This is a genomic window from Stenotrophomonas sp. P2112 (genome assembly GCF_041897515.1).
Lineage (GTDB): Bacteria > Pseudomonadota > Gammaproteobacteria > Xanthomonadales > Xanthomonadaceae > Stenotrophomonas > Stenotrophomonas sepilia.
Genome location: NZ_CP169216.1, coordinates 134559 through 161528 on the forward strand (window position 1 = coordinate 134559; position 26970 = coordinate 161528).

Here is a 26970-nt window from a genome sequence, read left to right on the forward strand (position 1 = left end):
CGGATTGTTGCTCTGGTGGGTGCCAAATTCACCGGTGGATGCCGGCCAGCGGCCAGCACTACCCATCAGGGCAACCGCGGGTTGCCGAATTCGTCGCGCTCTTCGTTGGCGTCATACACCGGCGGCTGTGCAACGATGGGCTGCTCCTCCACCGTGGCGCGCAGCGGCGTCTCGGTGCCACGCACCAGTTCCACGCTGTCCTCGCCGCGCTGCAGGCGCAGCGCATTGGCCAGGCACTGTGCGGCCAGCGCGTGTTCGCCACGTTGCGCGAACACTTCACCCAGCGCTTCCCACGCCGGTGCACCGGCGCCAGCGGCAATGGCCTCGTGCAGGAACGCATCGGCGGCATCCCACTGCTGCTGGGCCAGGGCCACGCGGCCCTGCGCCAGGCGCAGCGCGGCCGAGCCGTCATGCACGTTGCGCCAGCGCGCCAGATTGGCCTGGCGGGTGGCCAGGCGCTCGGCGGGCAGGCGGCCATACAGCGCCACCAGATCGTCATTCCAACGCTGGTCCAGTGCCTGTTCCAGCGCCAGCAGCGCCGGCTCATCCCAGTCCAGCGCCACCGCACGGCTGGCATAGGCGCCCACTACGTCCGGGGTGGGGCGCAGTGCCTTCGGCGTGGCCTCCCACTGTGCGGCCAGCGCGTTGACGTCGGCCGCTTCCAGTAGCGCCTGTGCGGCCAGGCGTGCCTCCAGTTCGCTGTTCGCGTCGGCCGGCAGCACCTTGCTCTGGCGCAGCGCACCCAGCTGGCCATACGCTTCGTGGGCGCGGCCGGCCTGTGCCAGCGCTTCGGTACGCAGCCACAGGCCGCGTGGTGGCAGCGGCTGGATCGCCGCTACGTCCAGCGCGTTGATCGCATCGACCGGCAGATCGCGCGCCAGCAGCTGTTCGGCGCGCAGCAGTGCCTGCAGGGTGGCGTCACTTTCACCCAGGCGCTGCAGCAGCGCCTCTCCGGCGGGGCCATCGGCCCGTGCCTGCGCGCTGCGCACGGCGGTGGCCAGTGCCACCGCGCTCACTTCCGGGTCCTTGGCGGCGCCGTCCAGCAGCTTCTCCGCACGCTGCCACTGGCCATGCTCGTAGGCCTGCAGGCCGTCGATCAGGCGCACCCGGCCCTGCTTGCGGCGGTAGCGGCCCCAGGCACGGAACGGTGCAGCGATCAGGCTCCACAGCAGCCACAGCACCAGCACCGTGATCACTGCCAGCAGCGCTACCTTCGGCAGGTTGCTGTGATAGTCGTAGCCGCCGTAGCGCAGGGTCACTTCGCCGAAGCGGTTCAGGTCATCGGCGCCGAGCCATTGCGCGGCGACCACGCCGATGGCCACGGCCAGCAACAGCACGACCAGGGATTGCAGGGGTTTCATGCGGGCTTACCTCCGGTCGGTCTGGGTGCGCAGTTGTTGCAGGGTGCTGCCAAGAACAGCGTCGCTGGCCTGCAGCGGAAGTTCGCGCAGGGCCTTCAGTTCAGCACGTTGTGCGCGCAGGGCCGGTGAATCCGGCCAGCGCCGCTGTGCCCACTGCTCCACGCGGTCCAATGCGGTGTTGCGGCCCGCGCTGTCGCCGCGCTCGATCGCGGCACGCGCCAAGGTCAGTTCCAGCTGCAGGGCATCGTCGGCGTTGCGCTGTTCGGCGGCAGTCAGTGGGCCGTTCTGGCGGCTCGGGGTGATGTCCACGAACGGTGCCAGCGTGGCCTGCCACCAGGGCTTGGCGGTGCTGCTGCCGGTCGTGCCGGTGATCTGCGAGGGCAGGCCCTGCAGCGCCCGGGCCACAGCATCCAGACGCTGCAGCGACTGCACGCGCGGGCCACTGCCGAGCGCATCCAGTGCCTCGCGCTCCTGCACCAGCGCCTGGCGCAGGTTCAGGCCGTCGGCGTCGGGCAGATCGGCCAGCGCGGTGGCGGCCTGTGCATACAGGCGGCGTGCGCCGTCCACGTCGTCGGCGTAGTTCAGACGCTGCGCAGCCTGGGTCAGCAGCAGCTCGGCCTCGTCGCGCTGCACCGCCTGGCGGCCCTGGTTGGCGCTGTCGGCCAGCTTGGCCAGGTTCTCTTCCAGCAAAGCGCTGCGCTGCGAGAGTCCCAGCATCTCGTCGCGCAGCACGCGGTTGGTGGTCGCCGCGTCCTGCAGGCGCTGGCTGGTCGCACGCTGGTCACGGCGCAGCGCATCCAGCGTGGCCTCCAGGCCCTTCAGCTGTACGGCGGTGGTCTGTGCCTGCGCTGCCTGTTCGTTCTGTTGCTGCTGCCAGACGTACCAGCCGGCATAGCCGCCCGCGCCGAGCACGACCACGGCGGCCAGCGGCAGCAGCCAGCGCACGGGTCGATGGGGTGGGGGTGCGGGCGGAGTATCGTTCATCAGGCTTCCTTGTCGGCAACGTCGCCGGTCGGGGTGCCGGCAGGCTGCGTTGTGCACAGCATCACCGTTGCCGACGGCAGCGGCAAGCGTGATCCACGTCCCTGTTCAGGTCGCTGCCGGGACGGTGAGCGTGGCGTGTGCAGCGGCCACCAGCTGCGCAGCGGTGGGGCCGGCGCTGCGTGTGATGCGCTGCAGGCCGAGCGCCTGCGCCTGTTCGCCGAGGCGGTCACTGGCAACCACCACGCGGGCAGACGCCCGCAGGCGCTGCTGCCCGGCCGGCGGAAGCTGTTGCCAGAAATGCTGCAGCGCTTCGCCACTGCTCACGGCCAGTACCCACGGCTGTGCTGAATGCGCCAATCGCGCCAGCGTTCGCGGGGGCAGTCGCAGCAGGCGACGCTTGTAGACGTCGGCACGTTCGATCGTGGCGCCCGCCGCCTGCAGCTGCGCGGCAATCAGGCCACGCCCGGCGGGCGCGGTCACCAGTCCGATGCGCAGGCCCTGTACGTCGGCCAGCACCGGCAGCGCCAGCAGGCCTTCACTGTCCATCCGCTGCGGCGCGTGCACCTCGGTGATGCCATGTGCCTGCAATGCGCGCGCAGTGCCTTCGCCCACGGTCAGCCACGGGCTGCGCTGCACGCCGGCCAGCGGCAGCAGGGACGCGGCTGCGGCAACGGCGGCCGGGCTGGTGAACACCACCCGGTCGCAGTTCAGCGCGCGTTGCAGCTGGCGCACCACAGCCGTGCCCTGCAGGCGCTGCAGGCGCCAGGGCGCCAGGGCCAGGACATTCCCGCCCAGCCCGGCAACGGCGCGGCGCAGCGCCACGTTCTGGCCCCGCGGGCGCAGCGAGATCAGGGTCCAGCGCGGGCCGGAACGGGTGGCGCCAGTGGGTATCGTATGGTCGACCATTGCCTGCATTATGCGGGCCCTTCGTTGTCGTGGTCGCTGCTCCGATGTCCGTTGATGCCCTGACTTCCTCGTTGGCCGCCCTGCAGGACGTGCTGGACTGCATGCCGGCGGTCCGCGCCATGCAGATCCAGCTCGACGGCTATGCCGATGGCGTGCTGCGCATCACCGCGCCGCTGGCGGCCAACGTCAACGACAAGGGCAACGCCTTCGGCGGCAGCCTGGCCTCGGTGCTGACCCTGTCCGGCTGGGCGCTGGTCAGCCTGCGCCTGCGCCTGGCCGGCCACGATGCCGAGGTCTATGTGGCCGACAGCAACCTGCGCTATCTGGCGCCGGTCTATGAGGACCTGCACGCCCACGCCGAAGCGGCCGAAGCCACCGGCTGGGACGCCTTCCTGAATACCTTCCGGCAGCGCCGCAAGGCCCGCATCAGCATCATCGCCACCCAGCCCGGTGCCGATGGCAAGCCCGCCGCCGAATTCAGCGGTCGCTTTGTTGCCTTCGCCAAAGGGTAGGATGGCAGGCTGACGTTCTGGGGAAACCACCGATGCGCCGCCTCATCCAGTTCCTGATGTATTCCCTGCTGCTGGTCAGCGCCGTGGCCTCGGCCGACGACCTCAGCCGCAAGCAGCGCAAGCTGCTGGAAGAGACCCAGGTCGCGTATGGCGCGACCATCCGCTGGGGCAGCATGGACGATGCCATCGGCTACCTCGACCCCAAGCTGCGCAAGGAAAAGCCGCCGACCGAGTTCGAGCTCAACCGATACGCGCAGCTGCGCGTGTCGTCCTATCGCGAGCGCAGCAGCGCCTCGCTGGACGGTGGCCTGGTCGAGCGCCGGGTCGAAATCGGGGTGATCAACCAGAACACCCAGGCCGAGCGCACCGTGGTCGTGGTCGAGCGCTGGCGCTGGGATCCGGAGGCCAAGCGCTGGTGGCAGACCGCCGGCCTGCCGGACCTGTGGAAGGGGCAGTGACGGGCCGCGTCCGGCTTGTGCGACAATCGGCGCCCGCTTAATCGACCCGTGACCTGAGTGAATTACGAAGAGTTGCTGGCCTTTGCAGGCCGAAACCCGATGCTGTCCGCGGCCCTGGTCGGCCTGACCGTGGCCATCATCGTCACCGAGATCCGCCGCCTGTTCCGGGGCTTCAAGGGCATCAAGCCCGCCGAACTGACCCAGCTGATGAACGCGGGCGGCACGGTGGTGGTCGACCTGTCGGCCAGCGGTGACTTCGAAAAGGGCCACATTGCCGGCAGCCGCAATGCCCAGGCCAGTGCCTTCGGCCCGGAAAACAAGCTGGTGGCCAATGCCAAGCAGTCGCCGGTGGTGCTGGTGTGCCGCAGCGGCAACGCTTCGGAAACCGCCGCCAAGGCGCTGAAGAAGGCCGGTTTCGAGAAGGTCTACGTGCTCGATGGCGGCATTCCCGCCTGGCAGCAGGCCGAACTGCCGCTGGTCAAGGGCCGCAACTGATTGCCGCAGGTGGCGGATCCGGCCTTGTCTGGGCCTGGTCCCGCCCCCATCGCAGTAGTTCGACCATCGTTTTCATTGCATTCACCTGGAGTTACTGGAAATGTCCGAAGAGATCACCAACGGCGCCGCTGCGCCGGTCGATGCCGCTACCGGCCCCGCTTTCACCGTCGAGAAGATCTACGTCAAGGACGTCTCCTTCGAGTCGCCGAACGCGCCGACCATCTTCAATGACCAGGTGCAGCCGGAGCTGCAGCTGAACCTGAACCAGCAGGTGCAGCGCCTGGGTGAGAACGCCTTCGAAGTCGTGCTGGCCGTGACCCTGACCTGCCAGGCCGGTGAGCGCACCGCCTACGTGGCCGAAGTGAAGCAGGCCGGCGTGTTCGGCCTGGTCGGCCTGGACCCGCAGTCGATCGACGTGCTGCTCGGCACCCAGTGCCCGAACATCCTGTTCCCGTACGTGCGCCAGCTGATCAGCGACCTGATCCAGGCCGGCGGCTTCCCGCCGTTCTTCCTGCAGCCGATCAACTTCGAAGGCCTGTACGCAGAAACCCTGCGCCAGCGCCAGGAGCAGGGCGACGCACCGTCGCTGGCTGACTCCGAGCCGGCCGGCAACGCCTGATTCCTGCCGCGACGTCACGGATGAGCACTCCCGCTGACAAGATCGCCGTGCTCGGCGCCGGTTCCTGGGGAACCGCGCTGGCCAGCCTGCTCGCACGGCACGGTCACCCGACCGTGCTGTGGGGGCGCGACGCGGCCGTGGTCGAGGCCATCGACCAGCGCCACGAGAACCCGCGCTACCTGCCGGGCATCCCGCTGCCGGACAGCCTGCGTGCCACCACCGATCTGGCGTCGGCGGTGCAGGGCGCGGCCTGGATCCTGGTGGTGACGCCGTCGCACGCGTTCGGCGAGACCGTGCGTGCGCTGGCGCCGCTGCGACCGGCCGGTGCCGGCGTGGCCTGGGCCACCAAGGGCTTCGAACCCGGTTCGGGCCGTTTCCTGCATGAAGTGGCGCGCGAAGTGCTGGGTGAGGATGTGCCGCTGGCCGTCGTCACCGGGCCGTCGTTCGCCAAGGAAGTCACGCAGGGCCTGCCGACCGCGATCACCGTGCACGGCGACGTGCCCGAGTTCGCGCAGACGGTGGCCGAGGCGATGCATGGCCCGGCGTTCCGCGCCTACACCGGCGACGACATGGTCGGTGCCGAGCTGGGCGGCGCGATGAAGAACGTGCTGGCGGTGGCCACCGGCGTGGCCGATGGCATGCAGTTGGGCCTCAACGCCCGTGCCGGCCTGATCACCCGCGGCCTCAACGAAATGCTGCGCCTGGCCGCTGCGATCGGCGCCAAGCCGGAAACGCTGATGGGCCTGGCCGGCCTGGGCGATCTGGTGCTGACCTGCACCGGCGACCTGTCGCGCAACCGCCGCCTGGGCCTGGCCCTGGGCCGCGGCCAGACGCTGCAGGATGCCGTGCGCGAGATCGGTCAGGTGGTCGAGTCGGTGCAAACCGCCGACGAAGTGATGCGACAGGCACGCCGCCATGGCATCGACCTGCCGATCTCCGACGGTGTGCGTGCCGTGCTGCATGGCGAGCAGACCCCGGAAGAAGGCTTGCGCGCACTGCTGGCGCGGGAACAGAAACCGGAGTATCCGGACACGCTGTTCAAGTGAATCGAAAAACCCCGGCCAGGTGCCGGGGTTTTTTCTTGTGCGCCTCATCCACGCATGGCGTGGATCCAGGACGGAACCCGCTTCTGGTAGCGGCCAACCTTGGTTGGCGCCCAGTAGCGCCGGGCCATGCCCTGCGGAATCCCTCACCGCGCCGGCGGCGGCGCGTTGCTGTTGTCCATGTCCGAAAAGATCAGCCAAGGCCCATCACGCTCACGCTTCAGCGTGAGCGTGAACTTGCCGGTATCGCCCACGTTGTTGCCGTAGCTGTACGCACCGACGATGTAACCCGTGTTCCCCTCCACCGCATATGCCAAGGCACGCAACCGCAACGGACTGCCGCCCTGTCCGGCATATGCAGCCTCGATCGCAGTGCGCCCGCGCACGGGTGGCTGGTTGCTCTGCAGCACAAAGCCATCCTCGGCGAAGAGCGCAGCCAGTGCCCTGGCATCACCCCCGCGCCACGCCTGCTCGTAGTTGCGCAGCACACGGTCCAGCGGTGCGGGCAGGGCTGCGTCCGGGAGAGGCTGCGCAGGCTCCGCGCCTTCTGCATCGTGGACATTTGCCGGCGATGCCATCAGCAGGGCACTGCAGAAGATCATGGCGAGTCGTGTGCGGCGCATGCGTCCAGGCCCTGGCGATGATGGGAAGACTTCAGACGCATCCTAGCGCGCCGCTGGTTAGAATCACGCGGCCGCCGATTCGGTGGATGCAGCGCAGATCAGACAAGGACACGCGATGAAGACGCGAATCACAGGGATGGCGATGATGGCCGCGCTGCTGGCAGCCTGCGGACAGGCACCGGAGAAGACTGGCGAGGCCGCGCCTGCTGCGGCGCCAGCACCAACCACCGAAGCTCTGGCCGCCACGGCCACGGTGGTCGAGAAGGAACCGTCCATCGAAGACAGCGTGGATCCCGCGGTGTGGGACAACGAAGGTGAACCGGAAGACCCCAGTGCCGGCGGCGAACAGACCTGTGCGGACAATCCGCTGGCGACCCACTTCTTCACCCTGGTCGGCGGCAGTACCGTGGACGACTGCGGCCGCAAGGACCCGAAGGTGCTGGCGGCCTTCAACAGCCTGATGAAGGGTACTTCGGCAGCCGAATCCAGCGACAAGGAGATTCCCTCGCTGCGCCAACGCCTGTTGAGCGGACCCAGTGGGCCCGGCGAGCTGCTGGTGCTGCAAGGCGAGCCATGGTGGTTCTACACCGCTTGCCAGGCCCACGACTGCCCCGGCACCGCGTTGGCGATGCTGTATTCGCCGACGGAAGCGAAGATGGTCGGCCGTCTTACCGCGCGCTGCCGTGTGTGGTGGCTGGGCGAGCCGACGGCGGAACAACGTGAGCAGATCGAACAGCGCCAGCCACTGCAGGATGCCGCGTTGAAGGAAGACAGCGCGCTCTGCGAGTGATGTGGCGCCGGCGTCACCCGTCCGGCTGCATGCGCGCGCTGGCCTGTGCGTTCATCGTCAGGCACGCCATGATCAGCCCTTCCATCACCCGGTCGCCCACGTACTCGGCCTCCGCGCCGTTCTGACGCACGCGCTCGGCCGCCAGCAGCAGCTCCAACGTCACGCGTTGGCCGGCCAGTGCACAGTCCGCATCGGCCAGCGCCATGCAACGGCCCGGCATCTGGTGACGCTCCGGCCAGGGTTGGCCATCGGCGGCCGCGCCTTTGCCGATGCGGTGAAGCGTGGCGATGAAGGCGTTCGGGTCGGTCGCAGCCGCGTGCTTTGAGGGCTCACCGCCAGTGGCGGACGAGCGATGCGGATGCAGGCGGGGGAAGTCCGGTGAGGTCATGGCAGTGCTCCGTGCAGGACAGACGTTAGCCGCCACGCAAAGGTGGCGGGCGGAGACGTGGCTCGAAAACCGGGAGATCACGAACAAGACCGGCAGGCGCAAGGCCTCCACGCTCCGCCCGCCATAGCCGGCAGACGGAATGCCAGCCGGCGCCACGCGGGGTGACGCCGGCTGGCAAGCGCAAACAACGTTCGTGATCTGACGGGTTTTCGAGGCCCGGCCACCCATCTTCCGGTGGCCCGCCATCTGTACCGCTGTCGCTGCGCAACGCCAATCAGACGAGTTGCAAACAGCGTTTGATCGAAGACGCTTTCAGCATTCTTGCACGCTGTTAAGCCGTCGCGGACGCAGGTGCCGCAACGTCCGTAGCAGCATGGAGAATATGCGACATGATTCGAACTTGATGACAGGGATGTGGGTACCCCACCAGGCCGATGACGACAGTGCGCAGCGAAGAACGTAAATCGAACTCGCCCCACTCTGGTTGTCAGCGCTCTTCGGGTCCTTCGTACCAAGCCTGAGTACGGTTCACGATCCGCACCACGGACAGCATGACCGGTACCTCGATCAGCACACCCACCACGGTGGCCAGCGCCGCTCCCGAGTGCACGCCGAACAGTCCCACCGCTGTGGCCACAGCCAGTTCGAAGAAGTTGCTCGCACCAATCAGCGCTGACGGGCCGGCCACGCAATGCGCCACGCCCAGACGGCGGTTCAGAAGGTAGGCCAGGCCCGAAGTGAAATAGACCTGGATCAGGATCGGCACCGCAATCAGCGCGATCACCAGCGGTTGCTTCACGATCTGCTGGCCCTGGAACCCGAACAGCAGCACCAGCGTCAGCAGCAGGGCGGACAGCGACAGCGGGCCCAGCCGTCGAAGCGCACGCTGCAGCCCCGTCTCACCGCTGCGCGAAAGGATCCAGCGCCGCAGCAACGCGGCCACCAGCACGGGCACCACGATGTAGAGGCCAACCGACAACAGCAGGGTGTCCCACGGCACGCTGATCGCCGACAGGCCCAGCAGCAGCGCAACCACCGGCGCGTAGGCAACCACCATGATCGCGTCGTTCAACGCCACCTGGCTCAGGGTGAAGTTGGCATCACCGCGGCACAGGTTGCTCCACACGAACACCATGGCGGTGCAGGGCGCGGCCGCCAGCAGGATCAGCCCGGCGATGTAGCTGTCGATCTGTGCTGCAGGCAACCAGTCCGCGAAGGCATGGCGCAGGAACAGCCAGCCCAGCAGCGCCATCGAGAACGGCTTCACGGCCCAGTTGATGAACAGCGTCACGCCGATGCCCTTCCAGTGCTGCTGCAACTGGCGCATCGCAGTGAAGTCGACCTTCAGCAGCATCGGGATGATCATCAGCCAGATCAGCACCGCAACCGGCAGGTTGACTTTGGCCACTTCGGCGGAGGCCAGCACCGCGAAGGCATCGGGCAGGACGTGGCCCAGCAGCGTGCCCATCGCAATGCACAGCACAACCCACAGCGTCAGGTGTCGCTCGAACAGGCTCATGGCAGTGGCACCGTCATTGTGCGCCGTCGGTCGGCAGCAGCTGGCCGATCCGGTCCAGCGCGTGCTGCAGCGCTTCGCGTTCGGACCACACCGATTCGGGCAGTGCGAGCAGCGCACGCAGGCGCGTTTTCACGATGGCATGGGCCAGTGCGAAGGCCGCGGCCTTGTCGGCATCGCTGCCTGCCACGGCGGCGGGATCGGGCAGGCCCCAGTGGCTGCGGATGAAGTCACCGAACACCACAGGGCAGGCTTCGGCAGCGGCCGCGTCACACACGGTGATCACCAGATCCATCGGGGCCGCATCTACGAACTCATCCCACGACTTGCTGCGCAGCCCTTCAATGGGCATTCCTTCGGCCTGCAACTGGGCGAGCGCGAAGGGATTGATCTGGCCAGTGGGCTGGCTGCCCGCACTGAAAGCCCTGAAGCGATCGCCGCCCCAGGCGCGCAGGGTGGCTTCAGCCAGCACGCTGCGCGCGCTGTTGCCGGTGCAGAGGAACAGGACATTGCGGGTCATGTGGCTTCCGTGGTCAGTGAGTGGCTTGGACATGCAAAGCGCGCTTGCCGGGCAGAGACTAGTGAACTCGGCAGAGCTGCGGATCGCCTCGGCTATCTGCGCGCGATCGCATCCGGCATAGCCGTGCCGCGCGAACCATGGGCCTGCCGACGTTGTCAGCAGCACCAGTTCCCTGACCTGCATGCGGCGGGCCATGTCCTCGGCCGCTGACAGCAACGCGCGCCCAAGGCCGGTATTGCGTCGGTCGTCGGACACCACCAGCGAGCGAAGCAGGGCCGACGCGCCGAAGATCTGCAATCCAACGGCACCCACGGGAACGCCGTCGAGGTCTGCGACGAGAAACGCCACCTCGCTGCTTTCCAGATCGGCCACGGGCAACTGCGCCTGCTGCAGAAGGTCACGGATGGAGCACAGGTCGTCGCGCGTGCCTGCACGAATCACCGGGTCGGGTTTCATCTCAGCACCTGCATGCCGGTTCGCTCACCGTGCACCGCTCATCCGGGGAGCCCGCGCAGCAGTTGTGCGTCAGGTACTGGACCAAGCCGTTCATCGCATCGAAGTTGGCGCGGTAGCAGACGTGGCGGCCTTGGCTTTCGCTCTCCACCAGCCCGGCCTGCACCAGCTCCTTCAGGTGGAAGCTGAGCGTGGCTGGGGGTACCTGCAGGGCCGTGGCGATGTCGCCCGCCATGCGCCCTGCCGGGCCCGCCTCCACCAGCAGTCGGAAGGCAGCCAGGCGGGTGGCATGGCCGAGGGCGGTCAGGGCGGTGATTGCATTAGATGTTTCCATATTTCTAGAATAGTCGAATGAATGAGCCAATCACAAGCCTGGACCTGCCCAACCTGCTGGAATCGTCATTGCCCCAGCCCAATCATCACCAGCTCGCCGCGGCAGATCTGGGGCCGCCACGCATTCTCCTGCTCTACGGCTCGCTGCGGCCCCAGTCGTTCAGCCGCAAGCTTGCGCTGGAAGCCGAGCGGCTGCTGCGCCACCTGGGGTGCGAAACCCGGGTGTTCGATCCGCATGCGCTGCCGATGCTGGACAGCGTGGACAGGAATCACCCCGAAGTGCAGCGACTGCGCGAATGGTCACAGTGGTCGGAAGGGCAGGTCTGGGTCAGCCCCGAGCGGCATGGCACGGTCACCGGCGTGTTCAAGAACCAGATCGACTGGTTGCCGCTGGAAGATGGCAGCGTGCGGCCCACGCAGGGCAGGACGCTGGCGGTGATGCAGGTGAGCGGCGGCTCGCAGTCGTTCAATACCGTCAACACGTTGCGCGTGCTCGGCCGCTGGATGCGCATGCTGACCATCCCCAACCAGTCGTCGGTGGCCAAGGCCTGGCAGGAATTCGATGACGACGGCCGGATGAAACCCTCGCCGTACTACGATCGGGTGGTGGACGTGATGGAAGAACTGGTGAAGTTCACGCTGCTGACGCGGGGCCGGTCGGACTACCTGGTGGACCGCTACAGCGAGCGGAAGGGCGACGCGCACGCCGCGGCCTTGGCGCGGGCTGCAGGGGCGACGGCTTCCTGAGTTCCAGCACGCGCGCTACCTGCTCGCGCGCTGCGCGCCCTTGCTGTTCTCGTCCTTTGCATCGCCACGGCTCTGCGCGAACGCCGGGAACGTCTTCGCGATCGAATCCTTGTCCGGCAGGATGTAGAACACACCGCCCTTCTGGAACGTGGATTGCACGATCTGTTCGTAGAAGCCGGGCGAAACGTTGATGCAGCCGTGGGTGACGCGGTTGTCGTCCGGCGTCGGCGTCGCCAGTCGTTCGGCGCGCTTTTCCTTCGGGCTGCCCGGTGGCAGCGGATGCATCGAGACGGCGGAATCGTAGTCCACCCACAGCACGCGCCCGGCATCGTCGGAGGGGCCATAGGCGCCAATGAAGCGGCCCGCAGGCGTGGTGCGGTCGTGGCCGGGAATCGCGCTCAGAGCAAGCTTGGCGACGCCCGGTGCGGAATGATCGCCGATGGCCGAACCGAACAGTGCCGGCGCGGCGCCGCGCAGCTTGCCGTCGCCGCCGAAGACCAGGACCTGCGCGGCGGCCTTGTCCATGATCGCGAACGGATAACCCTGATTGTCCTTGCTGGCGACCACCCAGCCGGCCAGCTCGATCACTGTTTCGGAGACGCTCTGGTCGGGCGGAAGTTCATCAACGGCGGCCGCCTGTGGTGCGGGTGCGTCCTTGTCCCTGGCGTTGGCTACGCCGCTGCATGCAACGGCCAGTGCCACGGCCAGAGTGGCGTGCAGGGCGCGGTGTGCAGGGGAGGAGGAGGTACGAATGAGACGGCTCCTGGCAATGCAGATCTGAGGTGGAAGGACGCCAGTGGCCGGCGAGGGCCACTGGTTCCCGATACACAGGTGGATCAATTCAAACAGTGAGGGAGCGATCAGCCGCGCGGCTTGCGTCCGACGGGTGCCCTTTCAAGCTGCTGCACGCGGCCTTCGATCTGGTCCAGGCGCTGGTTGGCCTGCTGTGCCGACTGGTTGGCGGACTCGGCACTCTGTGCAGCGCCCTGCACCTTTACATCGAGCTGATCGAGGCGCGAGTTGATGGTTGCGAACTCGTCCTTGTAGGTGGCACAAGCGCCAAGGCTCACGGTGGCGATGAGCGCGACAGCAAGTGCGCGGGCCGTCTTCATGTGTTGCGGGTTCAGGTTCATTGCACTCCCTCCTTCGTCTGGGGAAGCTGGAATATAGCGGCGTTTGTTCCCCACGCTGACAAGCGCTTTCAGCTGAAGTTGGAAGACGTGGAAGGGTTGTGAAATATGTTCGTCAGCGAAGCTTAACGAGTGAGATCAGGCGAGCTGATGTGCGCAGAGGCGACGGCCTTGCGGTTGCTCGAATCGCCCAATTCATCAGCCTGAAGACGGCCTCATTCTTTCCCGTTTTCCACTGGCCCACACGTCGGGCGCCATTCACTTGCGGCGAACAATGCCGGCGCACTATCCGGGCGCACCTCCAGCAGCGTGGCGACGGCACCGGCTTTGTCATCGGTGCGGGCAACGTAGTCAGCGGCAATGCGGTAGCCGATCCAGTAACCAAGATCGCCGCGGCGCGTTTCGTCGCCCGCTCCGTTGTAGAGCCATTGCGACAGATCAGTACCGGCGCTGTCCCGGGCGAACTGGCGTTCCAGGGCGCATTCGCGGCCCTGCGTCCAACGACGCAGATGCGCGTTGGCCGGTTGCCCCGAGATCAGTTCGCCCACGTACTCGGCGCCTCCTTCCAGCAGCGTCTGATAGAGCAGGGTCGGTTGCGCGACATCGACGCTCGCACCGGGCTGCTGCACGTGCACGTACTCATGGGCGATCAGGTGCACGAAACGATCGCCGATGTCGGGCTGCATCCAGTCGGCGTTGCACAGCGCCTCCAGTCCGATCACCACGCCGTCGGGCGTGGTGACACCGCCGCTGTTTCCCCGACCGACCAGCACGGTGACCGGCGGAAAACGTGCGGAGGGAAGCAGCGTGCCCAACCGATCGAGTGCCTTGGCAACCCGCTCGCGGATCTCCGGCAGCGCCGTCGCACAGGTACGGGCTTTGGCAAACAGCGCAGGTTTGTGCTGGATCGCATCTGCAAGACGATCCATCGAGCCGATACGGCTGTCAGTGAAGCTGCGTAGTGCATCCGTACCCGCATGCAGATAGCCGCGCTGCAGATCGTCGGCACTTGGCTTCCCTCCGCTTGCATCCAGCACGCTGAAGAAGCGCGCGACATCGTCGGTCTGAATCACGATGCGCCCGGAAGGGCGGGTACGCTCGGCTGCGTTGGCTACCTGCAGCATCATCGGCAGGGCGAAGAGCAGCAAAGCCCGCACTGTGCGCCGGGCATGAAGCGGAAACAGCAGTGACGCGATGGATGCATGCGGCATGAGGAGTTCCCTGAACGCCAGCCTTATTTATACACCAGTCAGTTCAATATTCAGGGTCGATTAGACCCCCTAACGGATAATTCACACCTGTCGACCGCCTCCTCTCTCTCCCCCTCCCGGGAGGCGGCCGACGAAACCAAAATAATTAAAGGTGTGTCCCGATGAACAAGAATTCGCTGCTCGCCCTGGGTCTTCTGGCTGCCCTGCCGTTCGCTGCATCGGCAACCGATGGCCTGTCGTACAACTACGTTGAAGGCGGCTATGTGAACACCGATGCCAAGGGCGGCGACGCCGATGGCTGGAAGGTGAAGGGTTCCGTGGCGGTGCACCCGAACTTCCACATCTTCGGCGACTACAGCGCGCAGGAGACCGACAAGTTCAAGAACGACGTCGACCAGTGGCGCATCGGTGCCGGCTACAACTACGGCATCGCACCGAACACCGACCTGGTGGCGCGTGTCGCGTACCAGAAGTTCGACATGAAGCACGGCCTGGACTTCAACGGCTACTCGACCGAAGTCGGCGTGCGTACCGCGTTCAACCCGTACGTGGAAGGCTACGTGATGGCCGGCTACGAGGACTACGCCAAGAAGCACGGTATCAACCCGGACGGCGAGTTCTACGGCCGCGTCGGCGCCACCGCCAAGTTCAACCAGAACTGGGGCCTGAGTGGCGAAGTGAAGCTGGCCAAGGCCGGCGACCGCGAGTGGTTCGTGGGCCCGCGCTTCACCTGGTAACAAACGCCTGTCGTTAGAGCGTGTTGTGCTGGCGTGTGACTCTCTCTCTCTCCCACACGCCAACCGAAGCCCGGCCTCGCGCCGGGCTTCTTCTTTTCTGTGCATCCGGTAGAGTGCAGGGCCGCAGGGCGGTCCTGCAGAGCCTGGCGCGGCGGATTCCAGCGCAATCACGATCAAGGGACATGATGAAGATGAAGGCGATCACTGCTGTGGCAGCACTGCTGCTGCTGGGAACGGCGCAGGCGCGTTCGAGCGCCGAGTGGAATCTGAAAGGCGCCAACCGTTCGGAAGGCCGGGTTGTGCTGACCCTGGTGAGCAAGACGCCCGAACTGACACCAGCCAACCGGCAGGCGGCCGAACAGACCGCAACGCGCCAGTGTGCAACCTGGGGCCTTCCCGCTGCCGAACTGAACGGTGAGATCGAGCGTGCGTGCGATGGGCGCAGCCGTTTCGGCAAGTGCAAGCGGTGGCAGTTCACCATGCCCTTGCAGTGCAGTGCCGCGGTTTCACAGTGACGTCGTGTCGTTTGCCGCAGGGCATGGGGGTGCCCCGGCGAGGTGTTCGACTGGCTGCGCGAACGCGGTCTGCCAAGCGGTCGCTGCCAGCGTATCGCCCGGAGTGGGCCGCAGCAGTTCCATGTAGCGCAGGAATGCACGGTACTGCGCGCAGGACGGAACGAGAACTGCTCCGTCGCCGGTCAGGCGGTTCCGCTATGATCCCGGCACGTCGCCATTGACGATGCACCCGCCTCAAGCCAGCAGGAACTGCCGTGAACACCCAGCCCGCCCAGATCACCGCTCTCAATCACACGCCCGACAACGAGCCGCAGCAGATCACCGCGCCACTCACCCATTCGGCGGCGTTCCTGGTGCTGAAGGTGAAGGACGACGTGGCGTCGATCGCCAAGGCGCGCGAGGTGCTGGCCAGCACTGATGATCTGATCAAGAACACCGCCATCCGCGAGATCGAGCGCACTTTCACCTGCAACGTGGCCATCGGCCATCGCGTGTGGCAGCCGCTGGTGGGCTCCACGCCGCCACGCGAGCTGAAGCCGTTCCGCGAGATCAAGGGCGCGACCCACACCGCTGTGTCCACGCCCGGTGACCTGCTGTACCACATCCGCGCACGCACCATGGACCTGATCGTGGCGTTCGAGCGCAACCTGCTGATGGCCTTCGGTGATGCGGTCGAGGCGGTCGATGACGTGGCCGGCTTCCGCTACTTCGATGGCCGCGACCTGCTCGACTTCGTCGATGGCACCGCCAACCCGGAAGGACTGTCGCTGCCGGAAGCCACCATTGTTGGCGATGAAGACCCGGAGCATGCCGGTGGCAGCTACGTGGTGGTGCAGAAGTACCTGCACAACCTCGATGCCTGGCGCGCGCAGAAGACCGAGGCGCAGGAGGCGATCATCGGACGCACCAAGCACGACAACATCGAGCTGGATGATGCGCCGGCCGATGCGCAGAAATCGCACAAGACGCTGTGCACCATCGAAGACGCTGACGGCGAGCACGAGATCCTGCGTGACAACATGCCGTTCGCCAACCCGGGCCGTGGCGAGTACGGCACCTACTTCATCGGCTACACGCGCCGCCTGTGGGTGATCGAGAAGATGCTCGAGCGCATGTTCATCGGCAATCCCGCGCCGCTGCACGACCGCATCCTCGACTTCTCCACCGCCACCACCGGCGTGACCTTCTTCGCGCCGTCGCGCAAGGTGCTGGCCGACCTGGGCGAGTGATCGCGCCGGGCCATCACGGCCCGCCATCTGCCTGTCATCTATGGCGCCGACCATGGCGCGCTGGATGGGAGTGCAGGAGGCTGGCGATGGTCATGGCAGGGAACAGGACCGGCGTACGCCGCTGGTGGCGGCCACTTGCCGCGTTGTTCGGGGCATTGGCACTGGGGAGTGCCAGCGTTTCCGCGCAGGAGGCTCCCGCACACTGGATGGCCTACGCCACCACCGTGGGTGGCCAACTGCAGCAGCGCCTGCAGCAGGAGCAGGACCCGCAGGCGCAGCGCGTGCTGGAATGGCTGCAGGCACATCCGGACACACCGACGCCGCTACCGGTAAGCCTGTGGATCGCCGCGGACGGCCGCATTTCGAAACTGGAATTCGACAGCCTGGGTGATGCCCAGGTCGATGCCGACCTGCGCGCGACGCTGCAGGCTGCGCCGTTGCAGGCGGCCCCACCGGCCGACATGCGCCAGCCGCTGCGTCTGGGTTTGGCCCTGAGCCCGTAGATCCACGCCATGCGTGGATGGCGCGCCGATTGCCCGCAACAGCCACGCATGGCGTGGCTCTACTGCGTTGCCACCTGCGGCTCGCGCGCGGCCGCGCTCCATGCGCGCAGGCCGAACACGGCCAGGCCGAGGAAGAACACGTACAGCGCGGCGGTCACATGCAGCGACTTGAACAGGTACGCACCCACATAGACCACGTCCACGGCGATCCATACCCACCAGCAGGCGACGTGGCGGCGTGCCTGCCACCACTGGCCGACCAGGCTCAGTGCGGTCAGCATCGCGTCCAGCCACGGCAGCGCGGCATCGGTGAAGGTGTGCATCCCGGCGCCCAGCATCACGCCGCCGCACAGGCCGATGGCCAGGTCACGCAAGAGCTTGCCGCGCGCCAGCGGCACGATGCGGATGCTGCCCTCATCGGCGGCGTGCTGGCGCCAGTTGAGCCAGCCATAGACCAGGAAGCCACCGAAGGCGACCTGCAGCAGGGTGTCCGAGTACAGCTTGGCCTCGGCGAACACCAGGCCATACAGCGTGACCGACAGCAGGCCCACCGGCCATGCAGACAACCGGCGGCGGGCCATCAGCCAGACGCCGAGGATGCTGCACAGCGCGGCGCTCCACTCGAGCATCACGCTGCTCACAGCGCGAACGTCACCGACAGGCGGGCCTGTCGTGGTGCACCGGGGAACAGGTAGTAGTCACCGCCGCTGCTGCCGGTATCACGCCAGTAGAAGCGGTTGAACAGGTTGTCCACTGACAGGTTCCAGGTCACCGCGCGCTCGTGCAGGCGATGCTGGAAGCGCAGGCCGGCATCGAATACCGAATAGTCCGGTGCGCGCACGCCGCCGTCGGCACGTGCCACGTTGGCACCGGCATAGCGCCAGCCGCCGGTCACGTCCAGGCCCCGCACGAACGGCAGCGCGTAGGCCACGTGCACGCTGGCGCGTACCTTCGGCACGTTCACCAGCTGATGGCCTTCATAGGCTGGCGTGCCGGTGTCGCGCGCACGCGCCTGCAGCACGCTGGCGCTGGCCACGATCTGCAATGCATCCGTCAGCTGACCGTTGGCGGTCAGCTCCAGCCCGGTGTGGGTCTGCGTGCCTTCCTCGACGAAGGTGTAGCCCACGTCGCTGTTGTCCGGCTTGGCGTACTGGTACGGCTGCGAAATGCGGAACACGGCTGCGCCCAGCGTCAGCGCCTCGACCGGCACGTACTTCAGGCCCACTTCCAGCTGCCGCGACTGCACCGACGGCAGGAAGGTATCGGCATTGCTGGTCCAGAACGGCGCTTCCTGGCCCAGCGAAATGCCGCGCACGTAACTGGCGTAGGCGTTGAGCTGGTCGGTGGCTTTCCACACCACGGCGGTCTGTGGCAGGAAACGCGACAGGCGGCTGTGGCGTTGCGGGGTGCCGCGCTTGTCAAAGGCGCGCTCGTCCAGGCGGACGAAGCGGCCACCGGCCAGCCACTGCCAGTCGTCACCGAAGCTCATCCGGTCCAGCGCGAAGAACGCGGTCTGGCGGCTGTCCAGGCGTCGTGCGGATGGGCCCGGCATCTTCGGCGATGGCGCGAACACCGGCACCGGTGCCTCGTGGATGTTGCTGGTACCGACGTACTCGTTGACGCTCGGGCGCCTGTCCACGGTGCGGCGGAAGTAGTCGGCACCGAGGGTCAGCTGGTGGCCGACGCTGCCGGTCTCGAAGCGGCCACGCAGTTCGGCACGGGCCTGCTGGTTGCGGCGGGTGTCGTCCGGGCTGCGGTAGTCGTAGATGTCATAGTCGCCGTCGGGTGCGAAGTAGTTGCCCGGCACGCTGCCATCGGCACATTGCGCGGCGTAGTAGCAGCCGTAGGCGAAGGCGACGTTGTCATCGATCACCGAACGGCTATGGCCTACCGATACACGTGATTGCCAGGCGTCGTTGAAGTCGTAGGTATGCAGCGCGGTGATGTTGGTGCTGGCGATATCCACCGGGCGCTGCCACGGCTGGTAGCCGAGCAGATGCTCGCGGTCGACACCGCGCGGCAGGTCACGCGCGCCCAGCAGCTGGTAGCCGGACACCGAGCGCTGCGAGCTGGTCTGGTAGTTGGCATCCACTTCCAGCTTGCCGCGCTCGCCGATCAGCCAGTCGGCGGCCAGCGAGTAGAAGTTGCGGCGGCCATCGGCGTGCTCGACGTAGGAATTGCTGGAATCCCATGCGGCATTCAGGCGCACGCCGAAGCGCGGGGTGATCCAGTGGCCGACATCGACGGCAACGTAGCGCGAGCCTTCCGAATCGGTGCCGAGCGTGGCGGTGCGCACTTCCGCCGGGCGCTTGCCGATGTAATTGATGATCCCGCCCGGCGCCATCACGCCTGCCGCCAGGCCGGCTTCACCCTTGAGGATCTCCACCGACTGCACGTTCTCCAGCGCCAGGCGTTGTTCGCCGGCGATGGACAGCCCGTTGAAGCGGTAGCCGGTGGCGGCGTCCAGGGCGAAGCCGCGGATGGCGATGTTCTGGTAGTAGCCCACCGGCGCGTAGGCATCACCCAGCGAGGCATCGTTGCTGGCCAGCTCGGACAGCGAACGTACCTGGCGGCGGTCGAGGTAATCGCGCTCGAGCACGTTCATCGACGCGGGCGTGTCCTTCCAGCTGCCGCCACCGAAGGCATTCACGCGCGAGGTATCGGCCTTCGGTTTGCCGGCCTGCACGCGCACCGCCGCCAGTTCGGTCGGCGAGCGCTCGGCGCCGGTGGCAGCCGCATCGGGGGACGCTTCGGCCTCGCTGGCGTGCAGTGGCAGCGCGGCGCAGAGTGCGAGGGAGAGCAGGGTGGGGCGCAGGCAGCGGTTCATTCGGTTCGTCTTCGGACAACAAGGGAGACGAAGCGACGGCGCGCAGGTGCACCGGCCCATGACGGGGGTGTGGCTGCGGCTCAAAGCTCCCTACGCCGGTGCAAACCGGATCAGGTTCCAAGGGACTCTCTCAGCCTGGCAGATCCAGGCACCCCCGCTTCAGGTGACCATTTCACTACAAATGGTACGGATTTGCGAGCGCCACCCAGGGTCAGATCCCTTTCCTGCGGAAAGGGATCTGACCCCAACGCTGCATCAACCGGATCACGCGGCGGCGTGCAGGGCCTGCAGCAGTGCCTGCCCCGGGGCGGTATGGAACCACGCCGGATGGCCAAGCATGAAGGGCTGCCACGCCACATCGGCATTGGCGGTCGAGCCTGTGACGCCCTCGAAATACTCCACTTCGGACAGTGCGAAGTCGAAATGCACCATCGGCAGCAGGTCGGCCAGCAGGTGCACGCGTGCCGCCGACAGCGGCAGCACCTGGCGGTAGCCATCGAGCAACGCCAGCGCGATATCGATGCGCACCGCCTCCATGCCGCGCTCCAGCTCCAGCCATGCCACGGCGTTGCGCTCGATGGCGGTAGCCAGGTCGAACAGTGCACTGGTGGGCGAGGCCAGGCCGAAATCCAGCACGGTGCTGACCTGCCCGTCGCGCCACAGCAGGTTGGAGACATGCCAGTCGTTGTGCGCCCACAGCCGTGGTTCGTCGCGCAGGCGCTCGGCCAGTCCCGTGTGCCAAGGCAGCACGTCACGCCGCAGCTGTGCTTCCCACGGAATGCGCGCGAGATAGCGGGCCAGGCCGGGGCGCTCGTGCAGCCCTGCCTTGATTGCCGCCACCGGATCGTCGGCGCGGATCAGATCATCGCGCGCGACCAGCAGATGGGTGCTGCGCTGGGGCGCGCGGTAGCCGTCGGCAGCACGGTGCAGCTGGGCCAGCATGCGTCCGGCTTCACGGGCCTGCGCGACGTCGGTCAGCAGCGACCACGACACCGCGTCGCGGTACAGGTCGTCGCCTACGCCGACGTCGTGCAGTTCAAACGTCCATTCGCCGTGTTCGACCGCGGTGTGACCATCGGTCGCTGCCAGCACCTGTGCCACCGGCACGCCAGCAGCGTCGAGATGGGCGATGAAGCGGTGCTCTTCCTCCAGGCAGGCCGCGTTGCGCACGCTGTGGTGATGGCGCTTGATGAACACCGCGCCGCGCGTGCCATCGACGATGGCGGCAGCCGACAGCGGTCGCGGGCTGTGCCAGCGCGGCTGGCTGCCGCTGTGCAGCTGCGGATAGCACTGCCGCAACCACGCGATGTCCGCCGCGCTGATCGGTGGCCAGTCGGCAGCGACCTCGTCGTTGTTGAGGCCCTGCACGCGGTGGGAGGAAGACGTCATGCCGCAGCCCGAGAGGGGAAAGTCACATCCAAGGCTGCGCATTCAACGCCATGCGCGCGGCCAACGCAAACGGGCGGGTCATCGACCCGCCCGTCTCTGCCATCGGCAGGGTAACGCCGCTGTGCCGCTTACCAGCCGCGATGGCGACCGCGGTCGTGGTAGTAGCGGTTGTCGTAGTAACGCTCGCGCTGCCAGCGGCGGTCGTCGCCACGATCGTAGTAACCGCTGCGGTAGTAGCCACGATCGTAGCGGCGGTCGTAACGGTTGTCGTAGTAGCGATTGTCGTAATAACGACGGTCGCGGCGGTCGGAGGTGGTCAGATTGCCGATCGCGCCGCCGGCCACGGCACCACCGACGGTGGCGGCAGGATCACCGTTGGAGAGCAGGTTGCCGGCCACGCCACCGACCACGGCGCCGACCAGGGTGCGCTTGTCCTTCCTCGACATCGCGCTGGCATCGCTGACCATGGCGACACCGGCAACCAGTGCCAGAGCCATCGCCAGACCACGGAAGCTGAGTGTGGAAGTACTGAGCATGTTCGTTCTCCTGTGAGGTGCATGCCACGCTGGGCAGGGAGGGCGCGGGGCGCCCCGGCTGCCGTGATGTCCACGCTGGCGTTCCAACATTGCCGGAACATTGCCTGGTGCACCGAGCGGCTTGCGCATTCATCTAGCGGCAGGCGGCATGAAGCAAGGCTGAAAGCGGCTGCGGCCGCTCAGCTGGCGGAAAGGAAAAGGGCCGCGGAGGTGGCCCCTCCCTTCTCTGCCAAGGCGTTGGCATGTCCGACGCCCATCGCTTTCTGGGCCTGCCGCGCCTGCTCCTGCGGGGTCTCCTGCTGCGGCTGCAGCACGTCAGGCGCGCTCTGCACCGAACCGCTGCGAAGCGCCAGGCTCTGCCCGCTGGCGGCCGGACATGCGCCGGTCGATTCCTTCGACCTCGCATTGTTGCCGGTGCGATTATGTGAATCGCGTCTCAGATTTTCCCGTCACGCAGATAGTCGAACAATTCGGCATCGCCCTTCAGCCCCAGCTTGAGCATCGCATCGCCTTTCTGCCGGCTGATGGTGCTGACGCTCTTGTGCAGCAGCAGCGAAATCTCCTTTACCGTCATGCCGGTGCCGAGCAAGCGCAGCACCTCCACCTCGCGCGGGGACAGCGGCTTGCCGTCGCCCTCGCGCATGCGCCAGCTGCCGGCCGCTTCCACCCGCTCGCGCAGGCTGCGGCTGATGTAGGGCTGGCCGCGGTAGACCGACTGGATGGCCTGTGGCAGTTCGTCCATCGACGAACTCTTGTCGACCAGGCCGAGCACGCCGCTGTCGAGTACCATGCGCAGGATCGCCAGGTTGCTGGAGACGCTGAGCATCAGCACCGGCAGTTCGGGATGGCGGCGGCGGATCATGCCGATCATGGCGAAGCCGTCGGCCTGCGGGCTGCCCGGCATGGAGTAGTCGGTGACCAGCAGGTCACAGGGCTGGCTGGCGAGCAGGGTCATCAGCGCCTGCGCGCTGTCGGCCTCGCCGACCACGCGGCCGACGCCGCTCGACTCGATGACGGCGCGGGTACCGATACGGACCACGGGGTGATCGTCTGCGATGATGATGCGCAAGCTCATGCTCTAGTATGGCCATCGGGCACGCCGGACCGCGACCATCGCGGTCCCTGGCAGGATTCTAGGAGATCGACGCAGATGCGTAGGTGGGCTGTTCGCGGGCTGCTCCTGCTGCTGGCGGTGCTGGCGCTGCCCGTGGCCCAGGCACAGCCGGCCCCTGGCCTGCTGCCGCTCAGCCCGTTGCAGCGCGAATACCTGGTGGCGCATCCGACCATCGTTGTCGGGCAGTATGACAGCGGCTGGCCGCCCTTCGAGTCCCTCCGTGATGGCAAGCAGGTCGGGCTGGGACCGGACTACCTGTCGCATCTTGCTCGCCAGCTCGGTGTGAAGGTCGAGGCGCGCCGCTATCCGGACTGGACATTCGTGCTGGATGCGGCATGTCGTGGCGAGATCGACGTGGTGATGAATGTCGGCCTCAGTGCCGACCGCACCCGCTGCATGGTCTATACCGCAGCCTACAGTGAGGCGCCGCTCGCTCTGGTGGGCCGGCCCGATGACCTGCGTGCCTCCGACATGCCGGACCTGGATGGGCTGAGGGTGGTGATCGAACAGGACTTCCTGACCGGTCCGCAGGTGCGCGCCCGATTCCCGCGTGCCCGCCAGCTTGTCGCAAACGACACGTTGAGCGCATTGCAGATGGTCATAGACGACAAAGCGGACGTCTACATCGGCAATGCCTTCGTCGCCACCGAGCTGATTGCCAGCCGGCGCCTGCAGGGCGTGGCGCTGTTGCGGCCGAGCGACCTGCCCCCCGAACGGTTGCACTTCGGCATTCCCAACAGCAAGCAACCCCTGGCCGAAGCCCTGGACCTGGCGCTGGCCGCGACCAGCCAGGCCCAGCGCGATGCCCTCGCACAACGCTGGTTGTCACCGCCGCACTGGTCGGCATCGGCGCAGCTGGCGCTGAGCCAGGCCGAGAAGCGTGTGCTGGAGCAGCCGCTGATGATCGGTTTCGCGCCGAATGCCGCGCCCCTGTCGTTCACCGGCGAGGATGGCCGGCCCAGTGGCCTGGCCAGCGAGTACCTGCAGCGCCTGATGCAGGCCGGCGCCAACCTGAAGGTCGAGAACAGCCACGACTGGTACGAGGTGCGTGAGAAGGCCCGCCGCGGTGAACTGCAGGCGGTGATGGGCATACCCGTTGATTCGCGCTACCTGGGCCCGGACTGGGTGTTCAGCCAGCCCTTCATCAGCGTGCCGAACGTGATTGTGGTCAGGAGCGATGGCGAATCGCTGCTGGGCCTGGCCGACCTGCAGGGCAAGCGCGTGCTGCTGTCCGACCCGGAGCGCGTGCGTGGCTATGTGCAGCAACAGGCGCCGCAGGCCCGGATCATTGCTGCGCGGAGTGCCGAGCAGGCGCTGCAGCGCCTGCTTGAGGGTGAAGCCGATGCCTATGTGGGCAACCTTGCCGTGGTCGATCACTTGCTGCGCAGCCGTTTCCCGGGGCGGATGCAGGTCGCGGCTCCGGCCGGTTTCAACGACCAGCTGGCGCTGGCGGTGGATCGCCGCCATGCGGCCCTGGCCACGACCTTCGATCGCCTGCTGCTGCAGATGACCCCACGCAAGCGCGAGGCGTTGCGCAGCGCCTGGCTGGCGGTGGAGTACCGCAATGGGGTCGACTGGAGCAATCTGCTGCGGTGGGGCGTGCCCGTGCTGATGGTGCTGCTGACCGCACTGCTGGTGCATGGCGTGGGCCATTGGCGGCTGCGCCGTGAGGTGGCAGGACGCCGCCAGCTGGAGCAGCGCCTGGCCGAGGTGACCGACAACCTGCCGGCGGTGGTCTACCAGGCCCGTCGCGATGCCGATGGCACGCTGAGCTTCCCGTTCATCGCCGGTGACCTGCCTGCGTTGTTCGGTATCACCCGTCAGCAGGCCGAACAGGATGCGAGGGTGTTGCTGGAACGCGTCGAGCAGGAGGACCGCGCGCGCATCCTGCATTCCATCGAGCAGGCCGCGCACCAGTTCGCGCCGTTGATCCTGGAGTTTCGCCTGCGCAGCGACGGGGAAGGCGTGCGCTGGGTGCGCAGCCAGGCCCATCCCTACGCCGCCGAAGAAGGCGCGGTGATCTGGAGCGGGTACTGGGTGGATGTAAGCGAGGCGCGGATGCAGGCCGATGCACTGGCGGCGGCGAAGGCGGACGCCGAGCAGGCCGCTGAGGCCAAATCGCGTTTCCTGGCCACGATGAGCCACGAGATCCGTACGCCGATGAGCGGCGTGCTGGGCATGCTGGAGGTGCTGGCACACTCACCGCTGGACAGCGAGCAGCAGCGCATCCTCGGCGTGATCGAGGATTCGGCGCAGATGCTGCGGCAGATCCTCGACGACATCCTCGATTACTCGCGGCTGGAAGCGGGTGCACTGCGCCTGGAGCCGGTACCGCAACCGCTGCGGCCGCTGCTGGAAAGCGTGTGCCGGTTGATGTCGGCGCAGGCCAGTGCACGCGGGCTGGAGCTGCATGTGCAGATCGACCCTCAGCTGGCGGCAGCGCACGAAGTGGATGGCGTGCGCCTGCGCCAGATCGTGTTCAACCTGCTCAGCAATGCCATCAAGTTCACTGCGCGCGGCGAAGTGCGGCTGCAGCTGGAGGTACTGGGCCCGACCGCCGACGACGGCAGCCAGCCGCTGTGCCTGAGCGTCACCGACACCGGCATCGGAATCGCACCGGAACAGCTGCAGCACCTGTTTGCGCCGTTCACCCAGGCCGGTGCCTACATCCAGCGCGACCATGGTGGTACCGGCCTCGGCCTGAGCATCTGCCAGCGCCTGGTGCAGATGATGGGCGGCGAGCTGGAGCTGCACAGCACGCTGGGCGAGGGCACCCGCGCCGAGGTGCGGCTGGCGCTGGTGGAGGCAGGCAGGGGTGACGTTGAAGCGCTGGTTGCGGAGCAGGAGCAGGCGGCGCTGCTGCCGCCGGCGTTGCGCGAGGCACGCGTGCTGGTGATCGAGGACCACCCGACCAACCAGGCGATGATGGCGTGGCGGCTGCAGCAGCTGGGCGTACCCCATGTGCTGCTGGGCGATGGCCAGCAGGCACTGGACCGCTTGTCATCGGAGGCCTTCGACCTGGTCATTACCGACTGCCGCATGCCGGTACTCGACGGCTTCGGTTTCACCCGCCTGTTGCGCGAGCGCGAGGGCCGTACCGGCCAGCCGCGGCTGACGGTGCTGGCGCTGACCGCCAGCGTGCTGGACGACGATGCGCGCCGCTGCCGCGAAGCCGGCATGGACGAGGTGCTGGCCAAGCCGCTGTCGCTGGCCACGCTGCGCACCGCGCTGCTGCGCTGGCTGCCGCAGGCACAGGGCCAGTCATTCGATGCGCCGGTGCAGGAGACTGTCGCCGACGACGCTGAAGTGCTGCCTGATCTGGCCACCCTGCAGCAGCGCTATGGCTCGCGCGCCGTGGCCGAGCAGCTGCGCGACAGCCTGTTGCAGGCCAGTGAAAGTGATCTGGCGGCGGTGCAGCGCGCCGTGCGGGCCGGTGACCGCGCGACTGCGGCGCTCCACCTGCATCGCCAGGCGGGCGGTCTGGGGGCGATCGGGGCAAGCGCACTGGCCGGGCAGGCCAACGCGCTGGTCGAGCGCCTGCAGGATGCGACCGAGGCCGATCCGGCACCGGTATTCGCCGCTGTAACGGCGTTCGTGGCAAGGCTGCAGCATCAGCTGCAGCGACTGGCTCACTGAGCCGACTGCTGTTGCAGGTAGGCGATCACCAGCGCGCGGCGTTCGGCGCTGGGAAAGGCGTTGTACATGCGCGTGCCGGGCACCACGTGGGTGGGCGACTGCAGGAACGCGTCCAGGGTCTGCGCGCTCCAGGTGATGTCGGCGCGGCGCATACCGTCGGAATAGCCGTAATCGGGCAGGCTGCCGGCGCGACGGCCGATCACGCCGTGCAGGTTGGGGCCGAAGCGGTGGATGCCGCCAGGCTGCACGGTGTGGCAGCCGGCGCACAGTTCGAACGCGCGCTGCATGGCCTGCTGCCGGGCCTGTTCGGGCGTGGCCGGCGCCGCAGGCGGGCGCTGGCAGGCCGTGGCAAGCAGGGCCACGGCAACGGTGGTGAGCAGGCGGGAGGCACGCAT

Annotated in this window: 29 protein-coding genes, 1 pseudogene and 1 riboswitch; of the genes and pseudogenes, 12 read left to right on the forward strand and 18 right to left on the reverse strand. The window is 67.2% G+C overall.

Annotated elements, in window-relative coordinates:
• Nucleotides 1–65: 65 nt before the first annotated feature.
• The 3 genes from ACEPA4_RS00570 to ACEPA4_RS00580 form a co-directional block, all read right to left on the reverse strand.
• The gene (locus tag ACEPA4_RS00570) at nt 66–1361 is read right to left on the reverse strand and encodes a heme biosynthesis HemY N-terminal domain-containing protein (RefSeq protein ID WP_065185554.1); all 1296 of its coding nucleotides are present in this window, start codon (nt 1359–1361) and stop codon (nt 66–68) included.
• Between the two features lie 6 nt (nt 1362–1367).
• The gene (locus ACEPA4_RS00575) at nt 1368–2345 is read right to left on the reverse strand and encodes a uroporphyrinogen-III C-methyltransferase (protein ID WP_262090531.1); all 978 of its coding nucleotides are present in this window, start codon (nt 2343–2345) and stop codon (nt 1368–1370) included.
• Nucleotides 2346–2450: 105 nt separating this feature from the next.
• Nucleotides 2451–3260 carry a uroporphyrinogen-III synthase gene (locus tag ACEPA4_RS00580; protein ID WP_065195988.1) on the reverse strand — a complete coding sequence of 270 codons (810 nt, stop codon included), beginning with the start codon at nt 3258–3260 and terminating at the stop codon, nt 2451–2453.
• Nucleotides 3261–3295: 35 nt separating this feature from the next.
• On the opposite strand from ACEPA4_RS00580, the gene ACEPA4_RS00585 reads away from it, so the two are divergent.
• The 5 genes from ACEPA4_RS00585 to ACEPA4_RS00605 all read left to right on the forward strand — a co-directional run bounded on the left by ACEPA4_RS00585 (nt 3296) and on the right by ACEPA4_RS00605 (nt 6381).
• The gene (locus ACEPA4_RS00585) at nt 3296–3763 is read left to right on the forward strand and encodes a YiiD C-terminal domain-containing protein (RefSeq protein ID WP_005407593.1); all 468 of its coding nucleotides are present in this window, start codon (nt 3296–3298) and stop codon (nt 3761–3763) included.
• Nucleotides 3764–3795: 32 nt separating this feature from the next.
• Nucleotides 3796–4221, forward strand: coding sequence for a hypothetical protein (locus ACEPA4_RS00590; protein ID WP_065195989.1), 426 nt, complete (start codon nt 3796–3798; stop codon nt 4219–4221).
• A 57-nt stretch (nt 4222–4278) separates the two neighbouring features.
• A complete protein-coding gene (locus ACEPA4_RS00595; RefSeq protein WP_053497787.1) occupies nt 4279–4716 on the forward strand; it encodes a rhodanese-like domain-containing protein in 438 nt (145 codons plus the stop codon).
• A gap of 100 nt (nt 4717–4816) precedes the next feature.
• Entirely contained in the window at nt 4817–5335 is a 519-nt protein-coding gene (gene secB, locus ACEPA4_RS00600; RefSeq protein WP_005407596.1) for a protein-export chaperone SecB, read from the forward strand.
• Nucleotides 5336–5355: 20 nt separating this feature from the next.
• Nucleotides 5356–6381 (forward strand): NAD(P)H-dependent glycerol-3-phosphate dehydrogenase, encoded by a 1026-nt coding sequence (locus tag ACEPA4_RS00605; RefSeq protein WP_065195990.1) that lies wholly within the window; start codon nt 5356–5358, stop codon nt 6379–6381.
• A gap of 143 nt (nt 6382–6524) precedes the next feature.
• Here ACEPA4_RS00605 and ACEPA4_RS00610 read toward each other — a convergent pair whose 3' ends face one another.
• On the reverse strand, nt 6525–6980 hold the full coding sequence (locus ACEPA4_RS00610) for a DUF4440 domain-containing protein (RefSeq protein ID WP_139726586.1): 456 nt from the start codon (nt 6978–6980) through the stop codon (nt 6525–6527).
• 136 nt (nt 6981–7116) lie between these two features.
• On the opposite strand from ACEPA4_RS00610, the gene ACEPA4_RS00615 reads away from it, so the two are divergent.
• Nucleotides 7117–7791, forward strand: a complete 675-nt coding sequence (locus ACEPA4_RS00615) for a hypothetical protein (RefSeq protein ID WP_065178710.1) — start codon at nt 7117–7119, stop codon at nt 7789–7791.
• 13 nt (nt 7792–7804) lie between these two features.
• Here the strand turns inward: ACEPA4_RS00615 and ACEPA4_RS00620 are convergent, their stop codons facing one another.
• From ACEPA4_RS00620 to ACEPA4_RS00640, 5 genes and pseudogenes are all read right to left on the reverse strand, one after another.
• Entirely contained in the window at nt 7805–8179 is a 375-nt protein-coding gene (locus tag ACEPA4_RS00620) for a hypothetical protein (RefSeq protein WP_065178711.1), read from the reverse strand.
• A 487-nt stretch (nt 8180–8666) separates the two neighbouring features.
• Nucleotides 8667–9698, reverse strand: coding sequence for an ACR3 family arsenite efflux transporter (gene arsB / locus ACEPA4_RS00625; protein WP_005420922.1), 1032 nt, complete (start codon nt 9696–9698; stop codon nt 8667–8669).
• A 13-nt stretch (nt 9699–9711) separates the two neighbouring features.
• On the reverse strand, nt 9712–10215 hold the full coding sequence (locus ACEPA4_RS00630; RefSeq protein ID WP_235646199.1) for an arsenate reductase ArsC: 504 nt from the start codon (nt 10213–10215) through the stop codon (nt 9712–9714).
• A gap of 36 nt (nt 10216–10251) precedes the next feature.
• Nucleotides 10252–10671 (reverse strand): annotated as a pseudogene (gene arsN2 / locus ACEPA4_RS00635) (arsenic resistance N-acetyltransferase ArsN2); the annotation flags it as partial.
• 1 nt (nt 10672) lies between these two features.
• Complete coding sequence (locus ACEPA4_RS00640; protein ID WP_139726588.1) at nt 10673–11002, reverse strand: helix-turn-helix transcriptional regulator; 330 nt, start codon at nt 11000–11002, stop codon at nt 10673–10675.
• Nucleotides 11003–11019: 17 nt separating this feature from the next.
• On the opposite strand from ACEPA4_RS00640, the gene arsH reads away from it, so the two are divergent.
• Nucleotides 11020–11748, forward strand: coding sequence for an arsenical resistance protein ArsH (gene arsH / locus ACEPA4_RS00645; protein WP_065185559.1), 729 nt, complete (start codon nt 11020–11022; stop codon nt 11746–11748).
• Nucleotides 11749–11763: 15 nt separating this feature from the next.
• Here the strand turns inward: arsH and ACEPA4_RS00650 are convergent, their stop codons facing one another.
• The 3 genes from ACEPA4_RS00650 to ACEPA4_RS00660 form a co-directional block, all read right to left on the reverse strand.
• Complete coding sequence (locus ACEPA4_RS00650; RefSeq protein ID WP_139726589.1) at nt 11764–12450, reverse strand: murein L,D-transpeptidase; 687 nt, start codon at nt 12448–12450, stop codon at nt 11764–11766.
• 158 nt (nt 12451–12608) lie between these two features.
• Nucleotides 12609–12881, reverse strand: a complete 273-nt coding sequence (locus ACEPA4_RS00655) for a hypothetical protein (RefSeq protein ID WP_005420910.1) — start codon at nt 12879–12881, stop codon at nt 12609–12611.
• Between the two features lie 212 nt (nt 12882–13093).
• On the reverse strand, nt 13094–14089 hold the full coding sequence (locus ACEPA4_RS00660) for a DUF2268 domain-containing putative Zn-dependent protease (RefSeq protein WP_235649692.1): 996 nt from the start codon (nt 14087–14089) through the stop codon (nt 13094–13096).
• A 161-nt stretch (nt 14090–14250) separates the two neighbouring features.
• Here ACEPA4_RS00660 and ACEPA4_RS00665 point away from each other — a divergent pair, with 161 nt between their 5' ends.
• The 4 genes from ACEPA4_RS00665 (at nt 14251) to ACEPA4_RS00680 (ending at nt 17073) form a co-directional block, all read left to right on the forward strand.
• Nucleotides 14251–14826: an Ax21 family protein gene (locus ACEPA4_RS00665; protein ID WP_053497769.1), complete on the forward strand. Its 576-nt coding sequence runs from the start codon at nt 14251–14253 to the stop codon at nt 14824–14826.
• Nucleotides 14827–15008: 182 nt separating this feature from the next.
• Nucleotides 15009–15341, forward strand: coding sequence for a YecR family lipoprotein (gene yecR / locus ACEPA4_RS00670; RefSeq protein WP_065185560.1), 333 nt, complete (start codon nt 15009–15011; stop codon nt 15339–15341).
• 254 nt (nt 15342–15595) lie between these two features.
• Nucleotides 15596–16570 (forward strand): Dyp-type peroxidase, encoded by a 975-nt coding sequence (locus ACEPA4_RS00675; protein ID WP_139726591.1) that lies wholly within the window; start codon nt 15596–15598, stop codon nt 16568–16570.
• An 86-nt stretch (nt 16571–16656) separates the two neighbouring features.
• Nucleotides 16657–17073 (forward strand): hypothetical protein, encoded by a 417-nt coding sequence (locus ACEPA4_RS00680; RefSeq protein ID WP_164093071.1) that lies wholly within the window; start codon nt 16657–16659, stop codon nt 17071–17073.
• Between the two features lie 59 nt (nt 17074–17132).
• Here the strand turns inward: ACEPA4_RS00680 and pnuC are convergent, their stop codons facing one another.
• The 5 genes from pnuC to ACEPA4_RS00705 form a co-directional block, all read right to left on the reverse strand.
• On the reverse strand, nt 17133–17702 hold the full coding sequence (pnuC, locus tag ACEPA4_RS00685) for a nicotinamide riboside transporter PnuC (RefSeq protein WP_005420817.1): 570 nt from the start codon (nt 17700–17702) through the stop codon (nt 17133–17135).
• 8 nt (nt 17703–17710) lie between these two features.
• Entirely contained in the window at nt 17711–19900 is a 2190-nt protein-coding gene (locus tag ACEPA4_RS00690) for a TonB-dependent siderophore receptor (RefSeq protein WP_164093070.1), read from the reverse strand.
• Nucleotides 19901–19970: 70 nt separating this feature from the next.
• Nucleotides 19971–20066: riboswitch (TPP riboswitch) on the reverse strand.
• A gap of 98 nt (nt 20067–20164) precedes the next feature.
• Nucleotides 20165–21289 (reverse strand): phosphotransferase enzyme family protein, encoded by a 1125-nt coding sequence (locus ACEPA4_RS00695; RefSeq protein ID WP_065185564.1) that lies wholly within the window; start codon nt 21287–21289, stop codon nt 20165–20167.
• Nucleotides 21290–21417: 128 nt separating this feature from the next.
• Nucleotides 21418–21825 carry a glycine zipper 2TM domain-containing protein gene (locus ACEPA4_RS00700; protein ID WP_065185565.1) on the reverse strand — a complete coding sequence of 136 codons (408 nt, stop codon included), beginning with the start codon at nt 21823–21825 and terminating at the stop codon, nt 21418–21420.
• Nucleotides 21826–22261: 436 nt separating this feature from the next.
• The gene (locus ACEPA4_RS00705; RefSeq protein WP_065178373.1) at nt 22262–22900 is read right to left on the reverse strand and encodes a response regulator transcription factor; all 639 of its coding nucleotides are present in this window, start codon (nt 22898–22900) and stop codon (nt 22262–22264) included.
• 75 nt (nt 22901–22975) lie between these two features.
• On the opposite strand from ACEPA4_RS00705, the gene ACEPA4_RS00710 reads away from it, so the two are divergent.
• Entirely contained in the window at nt 22976–26575 is a 3600-nt protein-coding gene (locus ACEPA4_RS00710) for an ATP-binding protein (RefSeq protein WP_262090534.1), read from the forward strand.
• On the opposite strand, the gene ACEPA4_RS00715 is transcribed toward ACEPA4_RS00710, so the two are convergent.
• On the reverse strand, nt 26569–26970 hold the full coding sequence (locus tag ACEPA4_RS00715) for a cytochrome c family protein (protein WP_053497753.1): 402 nt from the start codon (nt 26968–26970) through the stop codon (nt 26569–26571). The two genes, ACEPA4_RS00710 and ACEPA4_RS00715, sit on opposite strands and share 7 nt — an antisense overlap.